Genomic DNA, 19,286 nt, shown 5'->3' with positions numbered 1-19,286 from the left:
GTGCTCACGCACGACCCCGGGGCCCCGGCATCCCACCCCTTCCCCACCCGCATCCGCGCACACGCATACGCACAGAAGGGAGTGATGGCACATGGACGCACTCATCCCACCGCTGCTCAACGGCAGCGCCGTCGGTGCGCTGCTGCTGCTCGCCGCTCTCGGGCTCACGCTCATCTTCGGCCAGATGGGGGTGATCAACATGGCGCTCGGCGAGTTCATCATGGTCGGCGCCTTCGTCACGTACCTGACCCAGCTGGTCATCCCCTCCAGTGACATCTCGATACCGGTGGCGCTCCCGCTCGCGTTCCTCGTGGCAGGGCTCCTCGGGCTGCTGCTCGAGGTGAGCATCATCCAATGGATGTACCGCCGGCCGCTCGACACGCTACTCGCCACCGTCGGCGTCTCGCTGATCCTCCAGCAGGTGGCGCTGCAGATCTTCCCCGCCCAGGGCGTCCCCGTCGAGAACCCTGGCTGGCTCCAAGGCCAGATCGACGTCTTCGGCTACGCCTGGCCGTATCGCCAGGCCTTCACGATCGCCCTCGCCGCGGTGTGCGTCGTCGCACTCGCCGCGTGGCTCAAGTACACCTCCTTCGGTCGCCGCATCCGCGCGACCGTGCAGAACCGCGACCTCGCCGAGACCGTCGGCGTCCGGACCCGCCGAGTCGACCGGATCACGTTCTTCGTCGGGTCCGGCCTCGCCGGCGTCGCCGGCGTCGCGGCCTCGCTGATCGGCGGCACGAACTCCCAGATGGGCGTGCAGTACATCATCCCGGCCTTCCTGGTGGTCGTCGCCGGGGGGATCGGTCAGATCAAGGGCACCATCATCGCGGCGTGGGTGATCGGCATCGCGATGGCTTTCTTCGCGGACTGGACGAGCGGGAGCCTGGCGCAGGTGCTCGCGTTCGTCCTCGTGGTGATCTTCCTCCAGGTCCGCCCGCAGGGCCTCTTCACGGTGCGCACGAGGGGGCTGGCATGACCCGGCTGACGAAACTCAACCCATGGCTCTCGCTCATCGGCATCGGGGTGTTCGCGGTGCTGCTGCTGGCGGTCGCGCCGAACGTGCTCTCGATGCACTGGATCAGCAACCTCGGCAAGTACTGCGCGTGGGCCATCGTGGCGGTCGGTATCGGCCTGGCCTGGGGCCGCGGCGGCATGCTCGTCATGGGGCAGGGCGTGTTCTTCGCGCTCGGCGCCTATTCGATGGCGATGCACATGACGCTGGAGTCCGCGGGACCCGGCGCGACTCCCACCTTCATGATCCTGTACGACCCGCTGGCCGCTGTTCCGGCGTTCTGGGAGCCGTTCCGCAGCGGCCTGTTCACCGTGCTGGCGATCGTGCTGCTGCCGGTCATCGTCGCCGGGATCCTGGGGTACGCCCTCTTCAAGCGGCGGGTGAAGGGCGCCTACTTCGCGATCCTCACCCAGGCGCTCGCCGTAGCGCTCGCCGTCCTGGTGAGCTCGACGATCCGCGAGACCGGTGGCGACACGGGACTCAGCGGATTCCAGTACTTCTTCGGGTACGTCCTCAACGACGACGCCAACAAGCTCATGATCTACATGATCACCGTGGGGCTGCTCATCGCCTCAATGCTCGTCGCGTGGCAGCTCTACCGCAGCCGGTTCGGAGAGCTCCTGCTCGCCACCCGCGACGCCGAGGACCGCGTGAGGTTCCTCGGTTACGACCCCGCCAACATCAAGCTCGTCGCGTTCGTGATCGCTGCCGTGATGGCGAGCATCGGCGGGGCGATGTTCGTGCCCCTCGTGGGCATCATCACGCCTCAGGAGATCGGCGCGTCGGCCTCGATCCTGTTCATCGCAGGCGTGGCGCTCGGCGGGCGCGCGTCGCTCTTCGGCCCTGTGCTGGGAGCGATGGCGGTCGGATGGGGGCAGTCGAGTCTCGCCTCCAGCTGGCCCGAGGGCTGGATCTACATCCTCGGCCTGCTCTTCATCCTCGTGACCCTGTTCCTCCCGGGTGGGCTCGCGTCGCTCTTCAGCCGGATGGGCGGGGCGGTCCGGGCCAGGGCCGGAAGGCGCACCAAAGCCGACAGGAGGCTCGCCGCATGAGCGGGACCGACGCCACCGCACCGCTCGCCGACGCCGGCGAGCCGCTCACCCCCGACGCCGAGACATCCGTGGACGTGTCGAACCTCACCGTGAGATTCGACGAGTTCACGGCCGTCGACGACGTGAGCCTGCTGATGCTCAAGGGGCAGGTGCACTTCCTGATCGGGCCGAACGGCGCCGGCAAGACGACGCTCGTCGATGCGCTCACCGGACTGGTTCCGGCCACCGGCACGGCGATGTACGACGGCAAGGACCTGCTGGCGATGAAGACGAATAAGATCATCCGCGCGGGTGTCGGGCGCACGTTCCAGACCGCGACCGTCTTCGACGAGCTTTCGGTGCTGCAGAACCTCGACATCGCCGGCGGTCTCCACCGGAAGGCGTGGCGACTGCCGCTCACCCGGCGCGGGGTCCCCGAGTATGTCGAGGGGGCGCTCGAGACGATCGGTCTCACAGCGTTGTCAGACAGGCCGGCGGGGACTCTCGCGCACGGTCAGAAGCAGTGGCTCGAGATCGGGATGCTCCTCGTGCAGGACGCGAAGGTGATGTTCCTCGACGAGCCCGTGGCCGGCATGAACGCGGACGAGCGCGACGAAACCGGGCAGCTGCTGCGCCGCATCGGCGACGAGCGCACGATCATCGTGATCGAGCACGACATGGACTTCGTCCGCAACTACGCCGAATGGGTGACGGTCATGCACACCGGCCGGCTGCTGACGGCGGGAACGGTCGAGCAGGTGCAGGCGGACAAGCGGGTCCAGGAGGTCTATCTCGGGTCCGCCGCGGACGCCGCCATCGAACGGAAGGGTGAGCACTGATGCTCGAGATCAAGGGCGTCACCGCCGGATACGGGCGCACGAAGGTGCTCCACGACGTCACCGTCGAGATCCCCACGTCCCACGCGGTATCGGTCATGGGGCACAACGGCGCAGGCAAGACGACGCTGCTCCGTGTCGCGACGGGACTGATCCCCGTGATGAGCGGGCAGGTGCTCATCGACGGCGAGGACGTCACGCGGATGCCGCCGTCCAAGCGCGTGCAGCGCGGTCTGGGCTACGTTCCCCAGGGGCAGCAGTCGTTCCCGCAGATGACGACGCTCGAGAACCTGCAGCTGGTGGCCAAGCGGCAGTCCGACATCGACGAGATGTTCGACCTCTTCCCGGTGCTCAAAGAGCTGCTGGGCCGGCGCGCGGGGCTGCTCTCCGGCGGGCAGCGTCAGCAGCTCGCCATCGCGCGCACGCTGCTGACCAAGCCGAAGCTGCTGGTGCTCGACGAGCCCACCGAGGGGATCCAGCCGAACATCGTCGCCGACATCGAGCGGGTGATCATCGACCTCACGCGCCGCGGCGACCTCTCCGTGCTGCTCGTCGAACAGCACGTCGGGTTCGCGCTGCGATCGACGAACACCTTCTACGTCCTGCAATCGGGCCGCGTCACCATGACCGGTGAAGGAGGTGCCGCCGCGATCGACAGCGTCCGCGGCGCCATGGCGATCTGAACAGGATCGATTCCGCCCCGCAACGGGCCCGAAACACGCCTGCGGCATGATCCGAACATCGTGGATGCGCTGGAGGTGAGAGTGGTGGCGCCGGGCGTGAGGGCCGGCGCGCGAAGCGGGGATGCGCGCGCCGCTGCCGAGGACAGCCTGGAGGACTACGCCTTCCGCTACGTACCGCGGTCGTTCCGTCGCTGGAGCGCCCTCTCCGTCGGCGGCACCGCGCTCGGCTCGATCGCGTTCCTCGCCGACTTCTCGATCGGTGCGAGCATCGGCCTCGAACACGGCACGAACAACGCCGTGCTCGGCATCCTTCTCGCCTCCGTCATCATCTTCCTTGTCGGCTTCCCGGTCGCGTTCTATGCGGCGCGGTACAACTTGGACCTCGACCTCGTCGCCCGCGGCTCGGGCTTCGGGTATCACGGCTCGATCATCACGACCGTCGTCTTCGCCGGCTTCACGTGCATCTTCTTCGCGCTCGAAGGCGCGATCATGGCCCAGGGCCTGGAGGTCGCGGTCGGGATCCCGCTGCCCATCGGCTACGTCATCTCCACGGTGGTCGTGATCCCCATCGTGATCTACGGCATGCGCGCGCTCGAGCGACTGCAGTTCTGGACCACGCCGCTCTGGCTCGCGCTCGCGCTGCTGCCGCTCGTCTGGATCGTCTTCAGCCAGCCCGACGCGGTGACCGCGTTCCTCGGATTCCAGGGAGCCTCCGACGGCGCGGCCGATTTCAGCGCCGTCGTCGCGAGCGCGGCGGTGTGCTTCGCGCTGACGCCGCAGCTTGCCGAGCAGATCGACTACATCCGCGTCATGCCGCCCCGCACCGCCGCCAACTCGCGGTCGTGGTGGGCGGCCTTCGTGTTCAGCGGTCCGGGGTGGGTGATCTTCAGCGGGATCAAGCAGGTGATCGGGCTGTTCCTGGCGGTCTACCTCGTGACCAAGGTGGATCCGACGATCGCCGAACGTGCCGTCGAGCCGGTGAAGCAGTTCCTCGGCATGTATCAGTCGCTGCTGCCGGACTGGAGTGCGCTCGCGCTCGCGCTCCTTCTCATCGTCATCGCACAGGTCAAGATCAACGTCACGAACGCCTACTCCGGATCGCTCGCCTGGTCGAACGTCTACACACGGGTGAAGAAGCGCTACCCCGGTCGCACTGTGTTCGTGATCTTCAATCTGGCGATCGCGCTCACGCTCATGCTGATGGACGTGTTCAGCCTGATCTCCTTCGTCCTGAGCCTGTACGCGAACGTCGTGATGGCGTGGTTCGTGACGATCTCGGCCGACATCGTGATCAACAAGCACCTGCTACGGCTCTCCCCGCTCTTCCCCGAGTTCCGCCGAGGCATGCTCCACAACTGGAACCCGGTGGGTCCTGTCTCGGTAGGCCTTGCCTCCGTGCTGTCGCTACTGTGCTTCGCCGGTGCATTCGGCGAGGCGATGCAGCCCTTCTCCGTCCTCATCGCGATCGGCGTCGCCGTCGTCGCCACCCCGGCGATGGCGATCGCGACGCGCGGGCGGTACTACCTCCGCCGCGCATCGGACGGCATCCCGAGCCCGATCCTCGACAGCGACGGCAACCCGTCCGGCGAGCGACTGCGCTGCCATGTCACGGGCTACACCTTCGAACGCCCGGATATGCTGGCCTCGGCCGAGTCGGGACCGCGAGGCGAGCTGCAGTACGTCTCGTCCCTGGCGCTCACGCTGGATGACTCCGACCGATACGTGCTTCCGGCGGAGCCGGCCGGGCCCCATCGAGACGGGCAGGGAAGGATGCTGTGATGGACGAGGTCGTCGACACGTCGACAGCGATCCTCACAGCCGCGGCCCTGCTCCTGCGCCAGCGCACCTTCGAGGACGTCTCCTATCTCGAGCTCGCCGAAGCCACCGCCGTCTCGGAGCGCACGATCTATCGCCGATTCCCGACCAGGTCGCACCTGCTGGAGGCGCTCGGACGCTGGATCGAGGCCGAGCACTTCCCCGTTCCGCAGTTCCGCACCGTGGCCGAGTTCCGTGATGCGGTGCGCGCGCGGTTCCGCGCCTACGACGCCGAACCCGCGTTCGCCTTCGTCGCGGCCCGGGGCGGTGCGCTGTCCCCGACCGGGGACGAGCTCGTCGCCCCTTTCACCGACGCGATCGTCGCGATGATCGACGCCGAGGCGCCGGGGCTGAACCGCCGCGACGCACGGCGAGCCGCGGCATCCGTCCGCTATTTCGCCTCGCCCATGTTCTGGGCTCGGATGCGGACCGGGTTCGACATGAGCGCCGACGAGATCTTCCAGGTGTTCGATTCCGCCGTTCGACGGGTCCTTCCCGCGGCGTCCGAGGCGAATCGGGCCGCCTGATGGCCTCGGCCGCGTCGGCGTCCGAGGTCTCAGGGACGCAGGCGGCGATCCTCGCCGCGTACGCGGAGCTCATCGAGGAGGTCGGAACCGACGACGTGTCGTTCCGGCTGATCGCCCTGCGCGCCGGCGTCGGGGAGCGAACGGTCTTCCGGTACTACCCGACGCGAGTCGACCTCCTGCTGGCGACGTCGTCGTGGATCGAACGCACGATCTTCACCCGCGCCGAGTCGGACTCGATCTTCGACGTGCCCATCGCGATCCGAGAGGCAATGGAGGCCTACGACCGGCGTCCCGAGCTGGCGCACGTGGTCGCCGAGACCGCGATGCGGGGAATCAACGGCGCCGACCCTGCACCGCATCGCGCTGACTTCGACGGGATGCTGCGCCGCGAGGTGCCGTCGCTGGGCGACCAGGAGCGCCGAGCCGTCGTCGCGGCGCTCTGCCACCTCGATTCCTCCGCCACCTGGGTGACGATGCGCCGCGAGCTCGGCATGAGCGGACGAGACATCGCCGACGCCGCCACCTGGGCCGCCGAAGCGATCCTCGACCCGATCCGCGACCTCGGCACCGCGGACGCAGCGCCGTCGTAGGCGAGGGGGCGGGGCCGTTCAGTGCACCCGCGCCCGGTGCTGATCGGTCATCGCGGTCATCGCGTCGAGCAGACCTCGCAAGGTGTCGAGCTGCTCGATGGTGACGCCGTCGAAGACGCTTTGACCCTCTTCGACGAGCGGTCCGTACGCCTCCCAGATGCGCCGCCGCCCCTCTTCGGTGAGCTCGACCAGCACCCGTCGCCGGTCATCGGGCGACGGCACTCTCCGGACGAACCCGCGCTCGCTCAGTCGATCGATCAGGGTGGTCGTGGCGGCCGGACGCAGGCCCGCGGCGACCGCGAGCTCACCGGCCGTCCGGGGTCCCTCGCTCAGCCAGTCGAGGCAGCGAAGGTCGGCGGGGCCGACCTTCAGCATGCGCGCCACGGCGTCGTCGAAGGCCTGCACGCTCCGCTGATACCGCTGCAGCGCGACGCCGGCGTCCTGGATGGCGGCTTGACGCGATCGGGACACGTGTGGCATCCTTTCGATTATCGAAATATACGGAGTTCGTAAGAATCGCTGAATGGAAGCATACGATGCGCGCAATCGTCGTAGGTGGCGGGATCGCCGGACCGGCCGCTGGCATGGCCCTCCATGCCGTCGGCTTCGAGGCCACTGTGCTCGAGTCCCGGCCGTCCGGCGCCGGCTCGGGGTCGTGGTTCACCGTGGCGCCGAACGGCGTCGCGGCATTGGCGGAGCTCGACGCGCTGGAGGCGGTCCGGGGGATCGGCGTCCCCACCCGTCGCAACATCATGGTCGGAGCCACGGGAGCCCCGCTGGGCTCGGTGGGTCTCGGGGCCCCGTTGCCGGACGGCACGCCCGCCCTGTCGTTCCGACGACCTGAGCTGGCCGCCGCCCTGGCCACCGAGGCTGCGCGCCGCGGAGTCGACGTCCGGCACGACGCCCGCGTCGCGGCCGTGGAGACCACCGGATCGGTCGCCGCCGTCATCCTCGAAAGCGGGGAGCGGCTCGAAGCCGACATCGTCGTGGGAGCCGACGGCATCCACTCCGTCGTGAGAAGCGCGATCGATCCACACGCTCCGGCCGCCCGCTACCTCGGCGTCGCCAACTTCGGCGGCATCACCCGCGGCACGCGGCTGGCGGCCGGGCTGCCACCGGAGTCGTGGACCTTCGTCTTCGGCCGGCGCGCGTTCTTCGGCGCTCTGCCTACGCCGGCCGGTGACGTCGTCTGGTTCGTCAACGAGCCCCGCCCCGCGATCACCCGCACCGAGCGGACGGCGATGACGGATGCCGCGTGGCAGCGTCATCTGGTCGGCCTCGCCGCGCCCGACTCCGGGCCGTTCGCCGACCTCATCGCCGCCGGAGAACTGGAACTCGCCGGCGACAGCACCTTCGACCTGCCGCGCGTCCCGACCTGGAGTCGCGGGCGCCTCGCGCTCATCGGGGACGCGATCCACGCACCTTCCCCGAGCTCGGGGCAGGGGGCGTCGATGGCACTCGAGGATGCCGTCGTGCTCGCCGCGTGTCTGGCCGCCTCCGATGGGTCACCCGCGGACGCTTTCGCGGCCTTCGAGGACCAGCGCCGCGCCCGCGTGGAGAAGATCGTCGCCCAGGGGGCCCGCTCGAGCGGTTCGAAGACCGCCGGTCCGATCGCGCGGATCTTCCAGGACCGCATGCTCCGTTTCGTCTTCCGCCACTTCGTCACCGACGAGAGCCAGGCGTGGATCTACGACTATCGCGCCCGCCTCGGCAGCGCGCGCCGAATCCCTTGAGGCGGACGACTGGAGTCGAGGATCACGGCTCGAGGTAGGCCGCGAGGTTCGACAGCGACGACAGGACGCCCTCGGCGTGGTCGCGGGCTCGGATGCCGTCCGGGACGTCTCGCGCCTCGAACTCCACCACCGTCCCCTCGGCCACGCTGCTCAGGCTCCATTCCATCGACATCGTCCCTTGGAACGCCTCGTCACTCGACTCGAAGTCGACCTCCTGCAGAATGCTCTCGTCCGGAACGATGCGCGCGATCCGCACTTCAGAGACGTCGGAATCAGCCGATGTCTTGCCCGGTGCGCCCGATGCGTCGTCGTACGTCAGCACCAGGCGGTAAGACCCGCCTTCGCGCATGTCGAACCGCTCGAATCGACCGTGCATCCCGCTCGGCGGGAGCCACTCGGCGAGCGCGACAGGATCGGTGAGCGCGGCGAACACGCGCCCCCGGTCGACGTGCAGCAGAAGCGAAGCCCGGTCCGTCCTGCCCATGGGGCGATGCTAACAACGCGCACCCGATCCACGTGAAGGGTTGACGTTGCGTCAGGGTCAAGCCGTTGGATGGGCGCGTGTCGAGTTCAGGGATGGGCCACATCCTGGGATTTCGCGGCCTCGGTATCGTGAACACCCACGTAGCTACACACCTCGCTAGGAGCACCGACCAATGGCTCTCGACGTCGCGCGGGCTCGCGCAGACACCCCCGGCATCCGCAATGTCGTCCACTTCAACAACGCCGGCTCCGCTCTGCCGCCCCGGCAGGTCACGGACGCCGTCATCGATCACCTCCGACTCGAGAGCGAGATCGGCGGGTACGAGGCCGCGGCGGCAGCGGCCGACAAGGTCGAGAACGCATACGACGCGATCGCAGCGCTCATCGGATGCCGCCGCGACGAGGTCGCGATCGTCGAGAACGCCACACGCGCCTGGGACATGGTCTTCTATGCCCTGGCAACGTCTTTCGAGCGCGGTGACAGGATCCTGACCTCACGCGCGGAGTACGCGAGCAACGTCATCGCGTTCCTCCAGGTCGCCGCCCGCACTGGTGTCGTGCTGGAGCCGATCGACGACGACGACGCCGGCCAGCTCAGCGTGGAAGACCTGCGTCGCCGCCTGGCAGCGCAGGACGCGGGCCCTGTCCGGCTGGTCGCGGTCACCCACGTGCCCACACAGGGTGGGTTGGTCAACCCCGCGAGGGAGATCGGCCGGGTCACGCGCGAGCACGGCGTCCCGTTCCTGCTCGATGCATGCCAGTCGGTCGGCCAGATGCGCATCGACGTCGACGACATCGGCTGCGACTTCCTCACCGCCACCGGGCGGAAGTTCTTGCGAGGACCACGGGGAACCGGGTTCGCCTACATCCGGCGAGAACTCATCGCCGGACTCGAACCGCCGTTCCTCGATCTGCACGCAGCGACGTGGACGGCCACGGACGAATTCCGCATCCGCCCGGACGCCCGCCGGTTCGAGAACTGGGAGTCCAACGTCGCCGGCAAGATCGGGCTCGGCGTCGCGGCCGACTACGCCCGCGCGTGGGGAATGGACGCCATCGAGCAGCGCGTGAACGCGCTGGCTGAGGCGCTCCGTCTGCGTCTGGGTGATCGCCGTGACATCGACGTGCACGACCGAGGGGCGCACACCTGCGGCATCGTCACGTTCACCATGGACGGTGTCGACCCGGAGGCCGTGCAGCGCCGTCTCAATGAGCATCGCGTCAACACGAGCGTCTCGACGGTCACTTCCGCCCGCTTCGATCTCGAGGCGCGCGGTCTGCCGGCCGTCGTCCGCGCGTCCGTGCACTACTACAACACCGAAGACGAGATCGAGCGGCTGATCGACGCTCTGCCCAGACCCTGAATCCTGCAGGCAGCGGGTGCGGCGGCGCGCCCGGCCGACCGAGCAAGCGGAGGGCGCGACGCGCCATGGCGTCGTGGATGAGCGGCCCTAGAGTCGAACGATGGCGTGCGTCATCCTCATCAACGGCCTGCCGGGATCCGGCAAGAGCACGCTGGCGCGACGGTACGTCGATTCGCATCCGCTCTCCGTGGCGCTGGACCTGGACCTCGTCCGCAGCATGATCGGAGCGTGGCGGGAGCGGCCAGAGGCGGCCGGAGTGCTCGCGCGCAGGATGGCGATCGCCGCGATCCCGGAAGTGATCCGTGCCGGCAACGACGTCGTCGTGCCGCAGCTGCTGGGGCGGGTGGAATTCATCGAAGACCTCGATGCCACGGCACGCAGCCTGGGCGTGCCTTTCGTGGAGGTCCTGCTCACCGTTCCTGACGCCACGGCAGCGCAGCGCCTGCGGCAGCGCGCGGCGACGTCGCCCACGAACACCGAAAGCGCCGACCCGGACGAGGACGCGGCACGCCTCGTCGCGACATACGGCACTGCCCTCGCCGACGTCGTGGAGCGACGGCCCTGGACGGTTCCGATCGCCTCCGACGACGAGGCCGACCCTCTGCCCCCGCTGGTCGCGGAGGTCGCGCACGCACGGTCGAGGCATCGCTGAAGAAGGCGGACCCGCAGGAAGCCACGGACTTCGCGCGCAGCCGATGAGGGCCGCCCCGACGACGCCGACGGTCGAGGCCCCCGACCCGAGCGACGCGGATGCGCGATCGAGTCGGGGGCCGTGCCGTCAGCGCTCTACAGCGCGGACGCCGCCGGCCGCGACGCGGCCGAGCTGTGCGTGAGAGCCCAGTTCAGGGCGTAGTCGGCGACTTCCTCCCAGCCGGTCTGACTGACGATGCGGTGGCTGCGGCCGGGGAACTCCACGCGCTCGACCAGCGAGGTTCCGGTCTGGTACTTCCGCAGGGCCGCCTTCTGGATCGCCGGGGGCGCGACGTGGTCGATGCCGCCCGAGATGAGCAGCAGCGGCGCGCGGTCGGGCTTGCGGAAGTCGACTCTGGTGATGCCCGTCTTCTCCTTCGGCAGCGAGAGGACTCCCTCGAAGAACACCCGGTTGACCGAGTTGACGGCGCTCGCCTCCCACTCGACGTCGGACTCGGCGCGGGTGAGGTCGTTGCCGAACGTGTAGTGGAAGTGCCGTTTCGAGAACTTGTTCGCCTTGTTGATGCGGAACGGGTTCGCGAGGATGGGCAGCCCGGTGCGCAGCGTGGACCACGGCAGCGCGAGCACACCGGCGGGCTGACCGGGGTTCCACGCCGACGCCGGCGCGGCCGAGCCCGCGGTCGAGCAGCATCTGCGTGAAGATGCCGCCGAACGAGTGGCCCATGATGATGGGCGGCTGGGGCAGTGCGCGGATCACTCCGTCGTAGTAGTCGACGATCTCGGTGATGGTGCGGCCCTCGAGAGGTTTCGGGTCGCGGCGGACTTCCTGTGGCGTGCGGTCGCCGATCCCCGGCCAGCCGGGGACGATGACTTCGTGGCCGAGGGAACGGTACCGGTTCGCCCAGGTGTCCCAGCTGGAGGGCGTCATCCATAGGCCGTGGACGAGGACGATGGGGGGTTTGGCGTCGTTCATGATGTGTCGCTTTCTCGCGTCAGGAGCGTGCGAACTGCAGCAGGTCGGCGTGCAGGCGCTCGCGGTCGGTGTCGGGTAGCCCGTGCGCGCCGCCTTCGTAGACGATGAGCTGGGCGTTCGGGATGAGTTCGGCGGAGAGCTTGCCGCTGATCTCGAACGGGACGATCTGGTCGTCGTCGCCGTGGACGATGAGTGCGGGAACGTCGATCTTGGCGAGGTCCGGCCGGAAGTCGGTCGCCGAGAACGCCGCGATGCACTCGTAGGCGTTGCGCGTGCCGGAGGCGAGCCCCTGCAGCCAGAACGCGTCCCGCGTTCCCTGCGGAACATCGCCGGTGCGGTTGTTGCCGAAGAAGGGTCCGTCGGCGAGGTCCCGGTACAACTGCGACCGGTTGGCTGCTTCGCCGGCGCGGATGCCGTCGAAGACCTCCACCGGCAGGCCGCCGGGGTTGTCGTCCTGGCGCACCATCAGCGGCGGAACCGCCGAAACGAGGACGACCTTCGCCACCCGAGCGCTGCCGTGCCGGCCGACGTAGTGGGCGACCTCGCCACCGCCGGTGGAGTGGCCGATCATCGTGACGTCTCGCAGATCGAGGTGGTCCATCAGCGCGGCGAGATCGTCGGCGTAGGTGTCCATCTCGTTGCCGTTCCAGGTCTGGGAGGACTTCCCGTGCCCGCGACGGTCGTGGGCGACAGCCCGGAACCCGTTGCCGGCGAAGAACAGCGCGGTCGCCTCCCAGGCGTCGGAGTTCAGGGGCCAGCCATGGCTGAGGAGGACCACGGGTCCGTCGGCCGGTCCCCAGTCCTTGTAGAAGATCTGCGTGCCGTCCTCGGTGGTGATGTAGCTCACGGGTCATGCTCCTTCGCTCGTGGGGTGCTCCAGATGGTGCCGCAGCCGGCCGCCGCCTGAATCACGTACATCGCACGGTCGCGGAGACGCCTGCCTGCGGATCAAGAGCCCCTCCGCGTGACGCAGTCATCGCCGAGCGACGGGCACTACGTGGAGGACGTAGTCCGCCGGTGCCGAGACGGCAGAAGGAAACGCTTGCTCGCGTAATCGCTGAGCCGATACCGTGACACCACCGCTCCGCTCAGCCGATGGTGTGACCATGCCCTCCGCCCACTTCATCGGACGCGATTCCGAACTTGCGTGGCTGCGCAGACTCGCGACCGACGCCCGAAACGGCACAAGTTCCGTCGGCGTGCTGGAAGGAGAGCCGGGCGTCGGAAAGACCGCGCTGGTCGCGACGTTCGCGAAGGAGCTCGACGGCTTCCAGGTGCTCGAGCTCTCGGGTGTGGAGGCCGAGAGCGACCTGCCGTTCGCTGCGGTCCAGCGTCTCGTGCTCGCCCAGCGCGTGGTCGTCGCGGGCCTCCCGGACAACCACCGCAGCACCCTCCTCGTGGCGACGGGTCTGGAGCCAGGAGTCGTCGCCGACAGGCTCGCGGTCGGCCTCGCACTGCTGAACCTCCTCGCCGCTCTCTCCGACGACAGACCTCTCCTCGTCTGGGTGGACGACGCCCACTGGGTCGATGATGAGTCGCTGGCCGCGTTCGCATTCGTCGGGCGGAGGCTTCTCGCCGACCGTGTCGTGCTGCTCTTCACGCGGCGATCGGTCGAGCATGGCGGAGGGGCTCTGGCCGGCATCGACACCCGGGTTCTGCCGGGACTCGGAGCCGCCGACGCGGTCGAGCTGCTCCGAGCGCGGCTCGACCACCCGGTGGAACCCGCCATCGCCGGTCAGATCGCCGCCGCGACGCACGGGAATCCGCTGGCGCTCATCGATCTCGGGGCCGAGCTCTCCACCCGCCAGCTCGAGGGGGCCGCGATCCTTCCCGAGCCGGTGCCACTCGGCCAGCATCTCGAGGCCCACTACCTCGCACGGGTGCGTGCGCTGCCCCAGAGCACCCAGCAATGGCTTCTCATCGCGGCGGCGGAGTCGGGCGGGGACTTGGATCTGGTGTCGGAGGTCGCGCGCCGCCGAGGACTCGATGCGGACGCCCTGTCACCTGCGGAATCGTGGGGGCTCGTCACCGTGGGCGACAGCATCCGCTTCCGCAATCAGCTGGTTCGCGCGGCCGTGTACGGCGGCGCGACTGCCGCGGAGAGGCGCAGAGCGCATGCCGACCTGAGCGACGCCGCCGGTCTCCACGGTGACGAGGATCGCCGCGTCACCCACCTCTCCGCGACGGTGAACGGCATCGACCAAGACCTCGCCGCCGACCTCGAAGCGGCCGCCGCGAAGGTCGCGCTCCGCGCCGGTGCCGCCGCGCGAGCCAGACTCCTCATTCGTGCTGCGCAGGCATCCGGCCCTTCGACCCGGCTCCCGCGGCTCCTCTCCGCGGCGGAGGCCGCGGCATCCGCGGGGGCGATGACGCAGGCGCGCGCACTTCTCGATGACATCGACGCGGACCGGCTCGACCCCTTCCAGCACGCACGGCTGGCCGTCGTCGCCGCCGACGTCGAGGTCACCAGGAACGGCAGCTGGCCGGCCCGCGCCACCTCTTACCTGGATGCCGCGCGCTTGCTCGCACCGCACGACGAGGCTCGCGCGGCCGACTACGTCATGCAGTCGTTCGCATCGCAGATCATCGCCGGCGCCCGGGCCGATGGCGTGAGCCTGCGCGAGATCGCCGAGTTCGCGCGCACGCTGCGGGTGCACGGCGGCGAGATGGGACTCACTCCGACCGCTCTCTCCGCCGTCGCCACGCTTCTGCTGGATGGCCCGCGGGCCGCGGCGCCGCTGTACCGGAGAGCTCTCGCACTCGCCCTCGAGGCAGCCTCCGCAGGCGCATCCGTCTTCACGTACACCCTGCTGGAACGGCTCGCCGTCTACTTCCTCGACGAACGAGGTCGGACTCAGATGCTCGCCGCGTTCGAGTCGCTTGCCCGCAGCCTGGGGTCGCTGTGGGGGCTCGGCTGGATCGGCGGGTCGCAGGTGACCGCCGATGTGGACGCGGGCAGGCTTGCGGAGGCGGCATCCCGCAGCGACGAGATCACCGAGGTGCTGACCCTCCTCGGGTACTCACGCGACGACGCCATCATCCGGGTGCTCAGCGCGGGCGTTCGAGCATGGCGCGGCGATGCGGAGGGATTGAGGGCGGAGTCGGCGGATGCCGTCGAGGCGAGCCTGGCGGTGGGAGCAGGCTTCTCCGCACAGTCGTGGCGGAACGCGCTGGCTCACATCGCGTGTGCCGAGGGGCGCTACCGCGACGCCTGGGAGGAAGTCGCCGCCGAAGTGGAAGGCGATGAGCCGTTCGCCACGGTGAACCTCGATGTGCTCGAGGCGACGGCGCGGGGCGGGCCAGCCGACGCCGCGTCCAGGCTCCTGGCCGACATCGAGCAGCGGGTGGCGCTCGTCGGCACGGATTACGGTCGGGGTCTGACCGGACTGCTGCGTGCCATGCTCGCCACGGACGAGGCTGAAGAGCACTATCGGTCCGCCATCGCCGGCCTCGCGCGTGCACACACCCCGCTTGTCGCGGCGCGCGCACACCTGCTCTACGGCGAATGGCTGCGCCGGCAGCGCAGACGCGCGGAGGCGACGCAGCACCTCGAGACCGCGGAAGCCGCCTTCATGGATGCCGGGGCCACACTGTGGGTCGAACGCACCGCGCGCGAACTCCGACCGCTGACCGCTGCCGCGCCGTCGACGTCGTTGCAGCGCAGCGAGTCCGATCCGCTGACCCCGCAGGAGCGCTCGGTCGCCCGCCTGGCAGCCGAGGGTGCGACGAACAGCGAGATCGCCGAGCGCCTGTTCCTGAGCCCGAGCACTGTCGACTATCACCTCCGCAAAGTCTTCAGAAAGCTCGACGTCAGCTCCCGCCGGCACCTGCGGGCGGCTCTCACGTAGTAGCGCGCCCGAGACTACGAGGTTCGCGTGGTCCGTGCTGGATGGGCCCCTCTCAAGATGAAGGGGAGATGACTGACAGCAGCACCGACACATCCGAGCACGTCTGGCAGACGCGGCGCCTCTCTCTTGCGATCCCGGGAGACTTCGACGACATCGTCGACGCGTTCGAACGCCTGGTCCCCCTCGCGCCGGACGACGCCATCACCGCGCACGTGAACGCGCGCTCCTCCTGGAGCGAGGTCGTCAGCGATTCACCCCACGGCTTCGTCGCGTACTGGAAGAGCCCGGTCGACGCCTTCATGAACCTGGCGGGCAACGACTCCCGGTGCTGCGCGTACCTGGTCGGCAACCCCGTCGTCACCGAGCGGATGTTCCGACACGACCCCCGCGTCATGCTCTACGCCCCGCTGCGCATGGAACTCACGCAGAAGCGCGGCGAGCCGGTGCGATTCACGCTGGACCAGCCGAGCACGCAGTTCGGCTCATTCGGGTCCGAGCCGATCACGAAGGTCGGGACGGAACTCGACCGTCTCGTCGCCGACATCATCCGAGGACTCGGTGCACCGATTCCTCAGTCCCTCGCTCCAGGGGCAGGCACCGGCTGAGCCGGCCGGGCGGCTCTCCGAGGTGCCCGTCGTGCTCGCGGTCATCCCCGCAGCGCCTGGAACTCCGTGACGAGCGCCATCGTCCGGTCGCCCAGCTCGACCTGGGTGAGCAGGATGCCGATCGTGCCGTCCGGATCGACGAAGAAGTTCGTGCCCAGGCCTCCTGACCAGGTGAACCGTCCCGCGTGTTCACCATCCGCTTCGATGCCGACGCCGTATCCCCACCCCATCTCGTCCCAGAAGGTGGGGGAGAAGAAGCTGTCCGCCGACTTCGCCGCCGCCGGGGTCTGGTCGCGGACCATCGCCGTCGCCAGATCCTCCCGCAGCAGGCGTTCTCCTCGGGCGTCGCCGGTCTGCGCGATGCCACGATGTGTAAGCATCCGCAGGAAGGCGAGGTAGTCGGAAGCCGTCGAGACGAGCTCCGCGTGACTCACATCGAAGGGCGGCGGGCCGGCGTAGAACCCGCCTCCGGCCGGCTCCAGCTCCTCCAAGCCGGAGTCGCCGTGCCGATACGCCGCGGGCAGCCGATGAGCCTGGTCGGCCGGAGCCCAGAATGCGGTGTCGACCATTTCCAGCGGACCGAGAAGGTCTTCGCGGAGATGATCGCCGGTGGGTCGGCCGGTGACTCGGGAGAGGAGGATGCCCAGCACGGCGAACGAGTGGTGGTAGCGCCATCCTTCTCCGGGCTGGAAGGCGAGCGGCAGCTCGGCCAGCCGCGCGAGCCATTCGTCAGCACCGAGCGAGACGGGGTCAGGGCCCGCCTCGGTGGCGTTCTCGGCCATCGCGTGCTGCAACGGCGAGGGGACGGGGATCATCCCGTACCCGGCGGTGTTGGTCAGCAGGTGTCGGAGCGTGATGGACCGAGACGCCGGCACCGTGTCGGAGAGCTTCCCTGTCGGGGCGGTCAGCACGCGGCGGTCCGCGAGCTCGGGCAGCCAGGGTTCGAGACCGTCGTCGAGGCCCAGCCGCCCGTCCGCCACTAACCGCAGCGCCGCGACGCTCGTGATCGCCTTCGTCATCGACTGGATGCGCATGAGCGCGTCCGCCGCCATCGGCGGCCCGCCGATGGCCACCGCGCCCACCGCGACGGGCTCCGGCTCATCGTCCGCGGGGCCGAGCACGGCGACAGCGCCCGGCATGGTGCCTCGTTCGACATGGGAGGCCAGCAGATCCACCACCGACGTGGTCATACCCGGCAGTCTTTCACCGGCGGCGGCGCGAGACCACGCCTGGCGGTCCCGGGTGGTGGCGCACGCGCCTCGTCCCGTCGAGAATGACGCACATGACCTCGGACGCATCGAGAGAATCGCACCCGCTCGCCCTGGTCTCGCGCGTCGCCGCAGCGCTCCCCTCGCTGACCGCGGAGCAGCTCGACGAGCTGGCCGACGCGGTCGAGGCGCTCACCGACGCGATCGGCCTGCAGCGGGACTGGCCCGCGAACGCGCCGGGCGATTCCGAGGAAGCGCGGGTGGAGGCATCCGCTCCGCTCCTCGCGGACGTCGACGTCTCGCGCGGGAGCGAGCCCGACGACACCGGCGACGAGCGCGCCGATCTCGTCGCGTGGCTCGGCTACCAGCGGCATGAGTTTCGCCGCAAGCCCCGCGACCTGTCCGTGCAGCAGGCGCTGGAATGGGCCGTCCCGCCGGTCGAGCTGTCGGTGCTCGGCCTCGTCCGCCACATGCGGCAGATGGAGGCGAGCTACCTGGGGTGGGGTCTCAGCGGCGAGGGCGAGCGAGAGTTCTACGGCGACGACGACTTCGCCGGCGGCTCGCCGGACACCGCCCCGGACGACGTGCGCGGCTGGATGACAGAGATCGAACGAGCGGATGCCGCGATCGCCGCCGTGCCGTCGCTCGACGCGCGCGGGCTCGGGCACGGGCGTTCACTGCGGTGGTCGCTCCTGAAGATGCTGCACGAGTACACCCTGCACGCGGGCGAGGCGCACATGATCCGCTTCGCCGCCCTCGGCGAGCTGAGGCGGTGATCCATGCCGGATGGCCGGTCGCGGGTCGCCGGAGATTCCGCCCCGTGGTCGTCAGAGCAGCTGCGTGACCTTTCCGCCGCGATCGAGGTCGAGGTCTCGGTTCCGCGCCGGGACGGCGGCTTCGGCCGTTGGACGACGATCTGGGTGGCCGTCGCCGGGACCGGGGTGTTCGTCCGCACGTGGCGCCGGCGCGAGACCGGCTGGTACGGCGGCGCGGTGAGGGCTGGGCACGCGCGGATCCGGGTGGGCGAGCGCGCTGTCGACGTGATCGTCGAGGCGACGGGGGAGACGGATGCCGCGACCGTCGACGCGGCATACCGCAGCAAGTACGGAGATCTCGCTGCCCGGAGCATGGTCACTGCCGAGGCCGCGGCATCCACCCTCCGCCTGACTCCGCGACGCTGACGGCGACGCCCGCCGATCGATAGCGCCCGAGACCCGGAGCGCGATGCGGTTCGGGCGCGAGCGCGCGCCGGCCGGCGCTAGCGTGGGGGTCATGCAGGGGCGCAGGGCGACGTGGTTGGCGGGCGGCATCGGACTCGTGGGCTGCGGCGTCGTCGGCATGCTCCGCGGGTCGTTCCTCGGTGCACCGGGCGCCACCGCCGCCCTCTCGCTCCTCGCGGACCTGCTGTGGGCCGCCGCCGTCCTCCTGCTCGCGGTCGGCCTCAGCCGCGAGGGGAGCGTCGTCGCGCGCCGGCCGCTGGGCCTGGCGTCGGCGGCGATCGTCGCCCTGTGGCCGTTGACCCACTCCATCGTCAACCTGCTGGCCGGACCGTGGGCCCCCGATCAGGCGGATGCCTGGCTGTTCTGGACGTACCTGTCGATGGTGCTGCCGCTGCTCGCCGGGGTGATCGCCGCGATGCAGGTCGCCCGAGCACGGGTCGTGCACCGACCGTGGAACTGGGCACCGCTGTGGGTGCTCGTCGGTCAGGTCGTCCTCTGGGTGCTGCCGCAGCTCATCGGTGTCGCCGCACCGGACGCCCTCATGCAGATGCCGGGGCTGCTCTCCGCCCTCGGGACCCTCGGCTTCCTCGCCGGCACGCTCGGGCTCGGCATCCTCGCGATCGTCCTCGCCAACCGCTCTCGCGAGGGGACCGTCGCCGTCTACCCGCCCTCGACCTCCTCCTGAGCCCCACCCCGACAACCGAGCT

At 69.6% G+C, this 19,286-nt stretch carries 20 protein-coding genes; 15 read left to right on the top strand and 5 right to left on the bottom strand.

All coding sequences use genetic code 11. The annotated features are described in order from the left end of the window. Positions 1-91 precede the first annotated feature (91 nt). Genes urtB through IM767_RS02050 form a run of 7 tightly spaced genes read left to right on the top strand, consistent with a single transcriptional unit; the run spans position 92 to position 6,494 of the window. Positions 92-976 carry an urea ABC transporter permease subunit UrtB gene (gene urtB, locus IM767_RS02080; RefSeq protein ID WP_109209739.1) on the top strand — a complete coding sequence of 295 codons (885 nt, stop codon included), beginning with the start codon at positions 92-94 and terminating at the stop codon, positions 974-976. Then, positions 973-2,064, top strand: a complete 1,092-nt coding sequence (gene urtC, locus IM767_RS02075) for an urea ABC transporter permease subunit UrtC (RefSeq protein ID WP_109209738.1) — start codon at positions 973-975, stop codon at positions 2,062-2,064. The genes urtB and urtC overlap by 4 nt, the downstream gene beginning before the upstream one ends. After that, entirely contained in the window at positions 2,061-2,882 is an 822-nt protein-coding gene (locus IM767_RS02070) for an ABC transporter ATP-binding protein (RefSeq protein ID WP_109209737.1), read from the top strand. The genes urtC and IM767_RS02070 overlap by 4 nt, the downstream gene beginning before the upstream one ends. Then, positions 2,882-3,562 carry an urea ABC transporter ATP-binding subunit UrtE gene (gene urtE / locus IM767_RS02065; protein WP_109209736.1) on the top strand — a complete coding sequence of 227 codons (681 nt, stop codon included), beginning with the start codon at positions 2,882-2,884 and terminating at the stop codon, positions 3,560-3,562. Before IM767_RS02070 ends, urtE begins: the two co-directional genes overlap by 1 nt. A gap of 60 nt (positions 3,563-3,622) precedes the next feature. Continuing rightward, the gene (locus IM767_RS02060; RefSeq protein WP_109209735.1) at positions 3,623-5,341 is read left to right on the top strand and encodes a purine-cytosine permease family protein; all 1,719 of its coding nucleotides are present in this window, start codon (positions 3,623-3,625) and stop codon (positions 5,339-5,341) included. Continuing rightward, the gene (locus IM767_RS02055) at positions 5,341-5,904 is read left to right on the top strand and encodes a TetR family transcriptional regulator (protein ID WP_109209734.1); all 564 of its coding nucleotides are present in this window, start codon (positions 5,341-5,343) and stop codon (positions 5,902-5,904) included. Before IM767_RS02060 ends, IM767_RS02055 begins: the two co-directional genes overlap by 1 nt. After that, a complete protein-coding gene (locus IM767_RS02050; RefSeq protein WP_109209733.1) occupies positions 5,904-6,494 on the top strand; it encodes a TetR/AcrR family transcriptional regulator in 591 nt (196 codons plus the stop codon). Before IM767_RS02055 ends, IM767_RS02050 begins: the two co-directional genes overlap by 1 nt. Positions 6,495-6,512: 18 nt before the next feature. Here the strand turns inward: IM767_RS02050 and IM767_RS02045 are convergent, their stop codons facing one another. After that, complete coding sequence (locus IM767_RS02045) at positions 6,513-6,974, bottom strand: MarR family winged helix-turn-helix transcriptional regulator (protein WP_198425582.1); 462 nt, start codon at positions 6,972-6,974, stop codon at positions 6,513-6,515. A gap of 56 nt (positions 6,975-7,030) precedes the next feature. Between IM767_RS02045 and IM767_RS02040 the strand changes: the two genes are divergently transcribed. Then, positions 7,031-8,227, top strand: coding sequence for an FAD-dependent monooxygenase (locus IM767_RS02040; protein WP_109209731.1), 1,197 nt, complete (start codon positions 7,031-7,033; stop codon positions 8,225-8,227). A 22-nt stretch (positions 8,228-8,249) separates the two neighbouring features. Here the strand turns inward: IM767_RS02040 and IM767_RS02035 are convergent, their stop codons facing one another. Continuing rightward, the gene (locus IM767_RS02035; protein WP_109209730.1) at positions 8,250-8,711 is read right to left on the bottom strand and encodes an SRPBCC domain-containing protein; all 462 of its coding nucleotides are present in this window, start codon (positions 8,709-8,711) and stop codon (positions 8,250-8,252) included. Between the two features lie 172 nt (positions 8,712-8,883). Between IM767_RS02035 and IM767_RS02030 the strand changes: the two genes are divergently transcribed. Both IM767_RS02030 and IM767_RS02025 read left to right on the top strand, forming a co-directional pair. After that, on the top strand, positions 8,884-10,074 hold the full coding sequence (locus tag IM767_RS02030) for an aminotransferase class V-fold PLP-dependent enzyme (protein ID WP_109209729.1): 1,191 nt from the start codon (positions 8,884-8,886) through the stop codon (positions 10,072-10,074). Between the two features lie 100 nt (positions 10,075-10,174). Further along, on the top strand, positions 10,175-10,726 hold the full coding sequence (locus tag IM767_RS02025) for an ATP-binding protein (protein WP_109209728.1): 552 nt from the start codon (positions 10,175-10,177) through the stop codon (positions 10,724-10,726). 126 nt (positions 10,727-10,852) lie between these two features. On the opposite strand, the gene IM767_RS21220 is transcribed toward IM767_RS02025, so the two are convergent. After that, positions 10,853-11,653, bottom strand: a complete 801-nt coding sequence (locus IM767_RS21220; protein WP_422613755.1) for an alpha/beta fold hydrolase — start codon at positions 11,651-11,653, stop codon at positions 10,853-10,855. A 64-nt stretch (positions 11,654-11,717) separates the two neighbouring features. After that, positions 11,718-12,545, bottom strand: coding sequence for an alpha/beta fold hydrolase (locus IM767_RS02015; protein ID WP_109209727.1), 828 nt, complete (start codon positions 12,543-12,545; stop codon positions 11,718-11,720). A 259-nt stretch (positions 12,546-12,804) separates the two neighbouring features. Here IM767_RS02015 and IM767_RS02010 point away from each other — a divergent pair, with 259 nt between their 5' ends. Beyond that, positions 12,805-15,546, top strand: coding sequence for a helix-turn-helix transcriptional regulator (locus IM767_RS02010; RefSeq protein WP_109209726.1), 2,742 nt, complete (start codon positions 12,805-12,807; stop codon positions 15,544-15,546). A gap of 68 nt (positions 15,547-15,614) precedes the next feature. Continuing rightward, positions 15,615-16,151 carry a DUF302 domain-containing protein gene (locus IM767_RS02005; protein ID WP_109209725.1) on the top strand — a complete coding sequence of 179 codons (537 nt, stop codon included), beginning with the start codon at positions 15,615-15,617 and terminating at the stop codon, positions 16,149-16,151. A gap of 41 nt (positions 16,152-16,192) precedes the next feature. On the opposite strand, the gene IM767_RS02000 is transcribed toward IM767_RS02005, so the two are convergent. Next, the gene (locus IM767_RS02000) at positions 16,193-17,341 is read right to left on the bottom strand and encodes a serine hydrolase domain-containing protein (RefSeq protein ID WP_109209724.1); all 1,149 of its coding nucleotides are present in this window, start codon (positions 17,339-17,341) and stop codon (positions 16,193-16,195) included. A 92-nt stretch (positions 17,342-17,433) separates the two neighbouring features. On the opposite strand from IM767_RS02000, the gene IM767_RS01995 reads away from it, so the two are divergent. From IM767_RS01995 to IM767_RS01985, 3 genes are all read left to right on the top strand, one after another. Beyond that, positions 17,434-18,135, top strand: a complete 702-nt coding sequence (locus IM767_RS01995) for a mycothiol transferase (protein WP_162564244.1) — start codon at positions 17,434-17,436, stop codon at positions 18,133-18,135. Between the two features lie 3 nt (positions 18,136-18,138). Further along, a complete protein-coding gene (locus tag IM767_RS01990; protein ID WP_109209722.1) occupies positions 18,139-18,540 on the top strand; it encodes a DUF2255 family protein in 402 nt (133 codons plus the stop codon). A gap of 91 nt (positions 18,541-18,631) precedes the next feature. Further along, on the top strand, positions 18,632-19,264 hold the full coding sequence (locus IM767_RS01985; protein WP_162564243.1) for a hypothetical protein: 633 nt from the start codon (positions 18,632-18,634) through the stop codon (positions 19,262-19,264). The last annotated feature ends 22 nt before the right edge of the window (positions 19,265-19,286 follow it).

Origin of the sequence: Microbacterium ureisolvens (assembly GCF_015278315.1) — a bacterium.
Classification (GTDB): Bacteria; Actinomycetota; Actinomycetes; order Actinomycetales; family Microbacteriaceae; genus Microbacterium; species Microbacterium ureisolvens.
The sequence above is the reverse complement of the archived record's forward strand: the minus strand, read 5'-3'. Positions and strand labels throughout refer to the sequence as shown.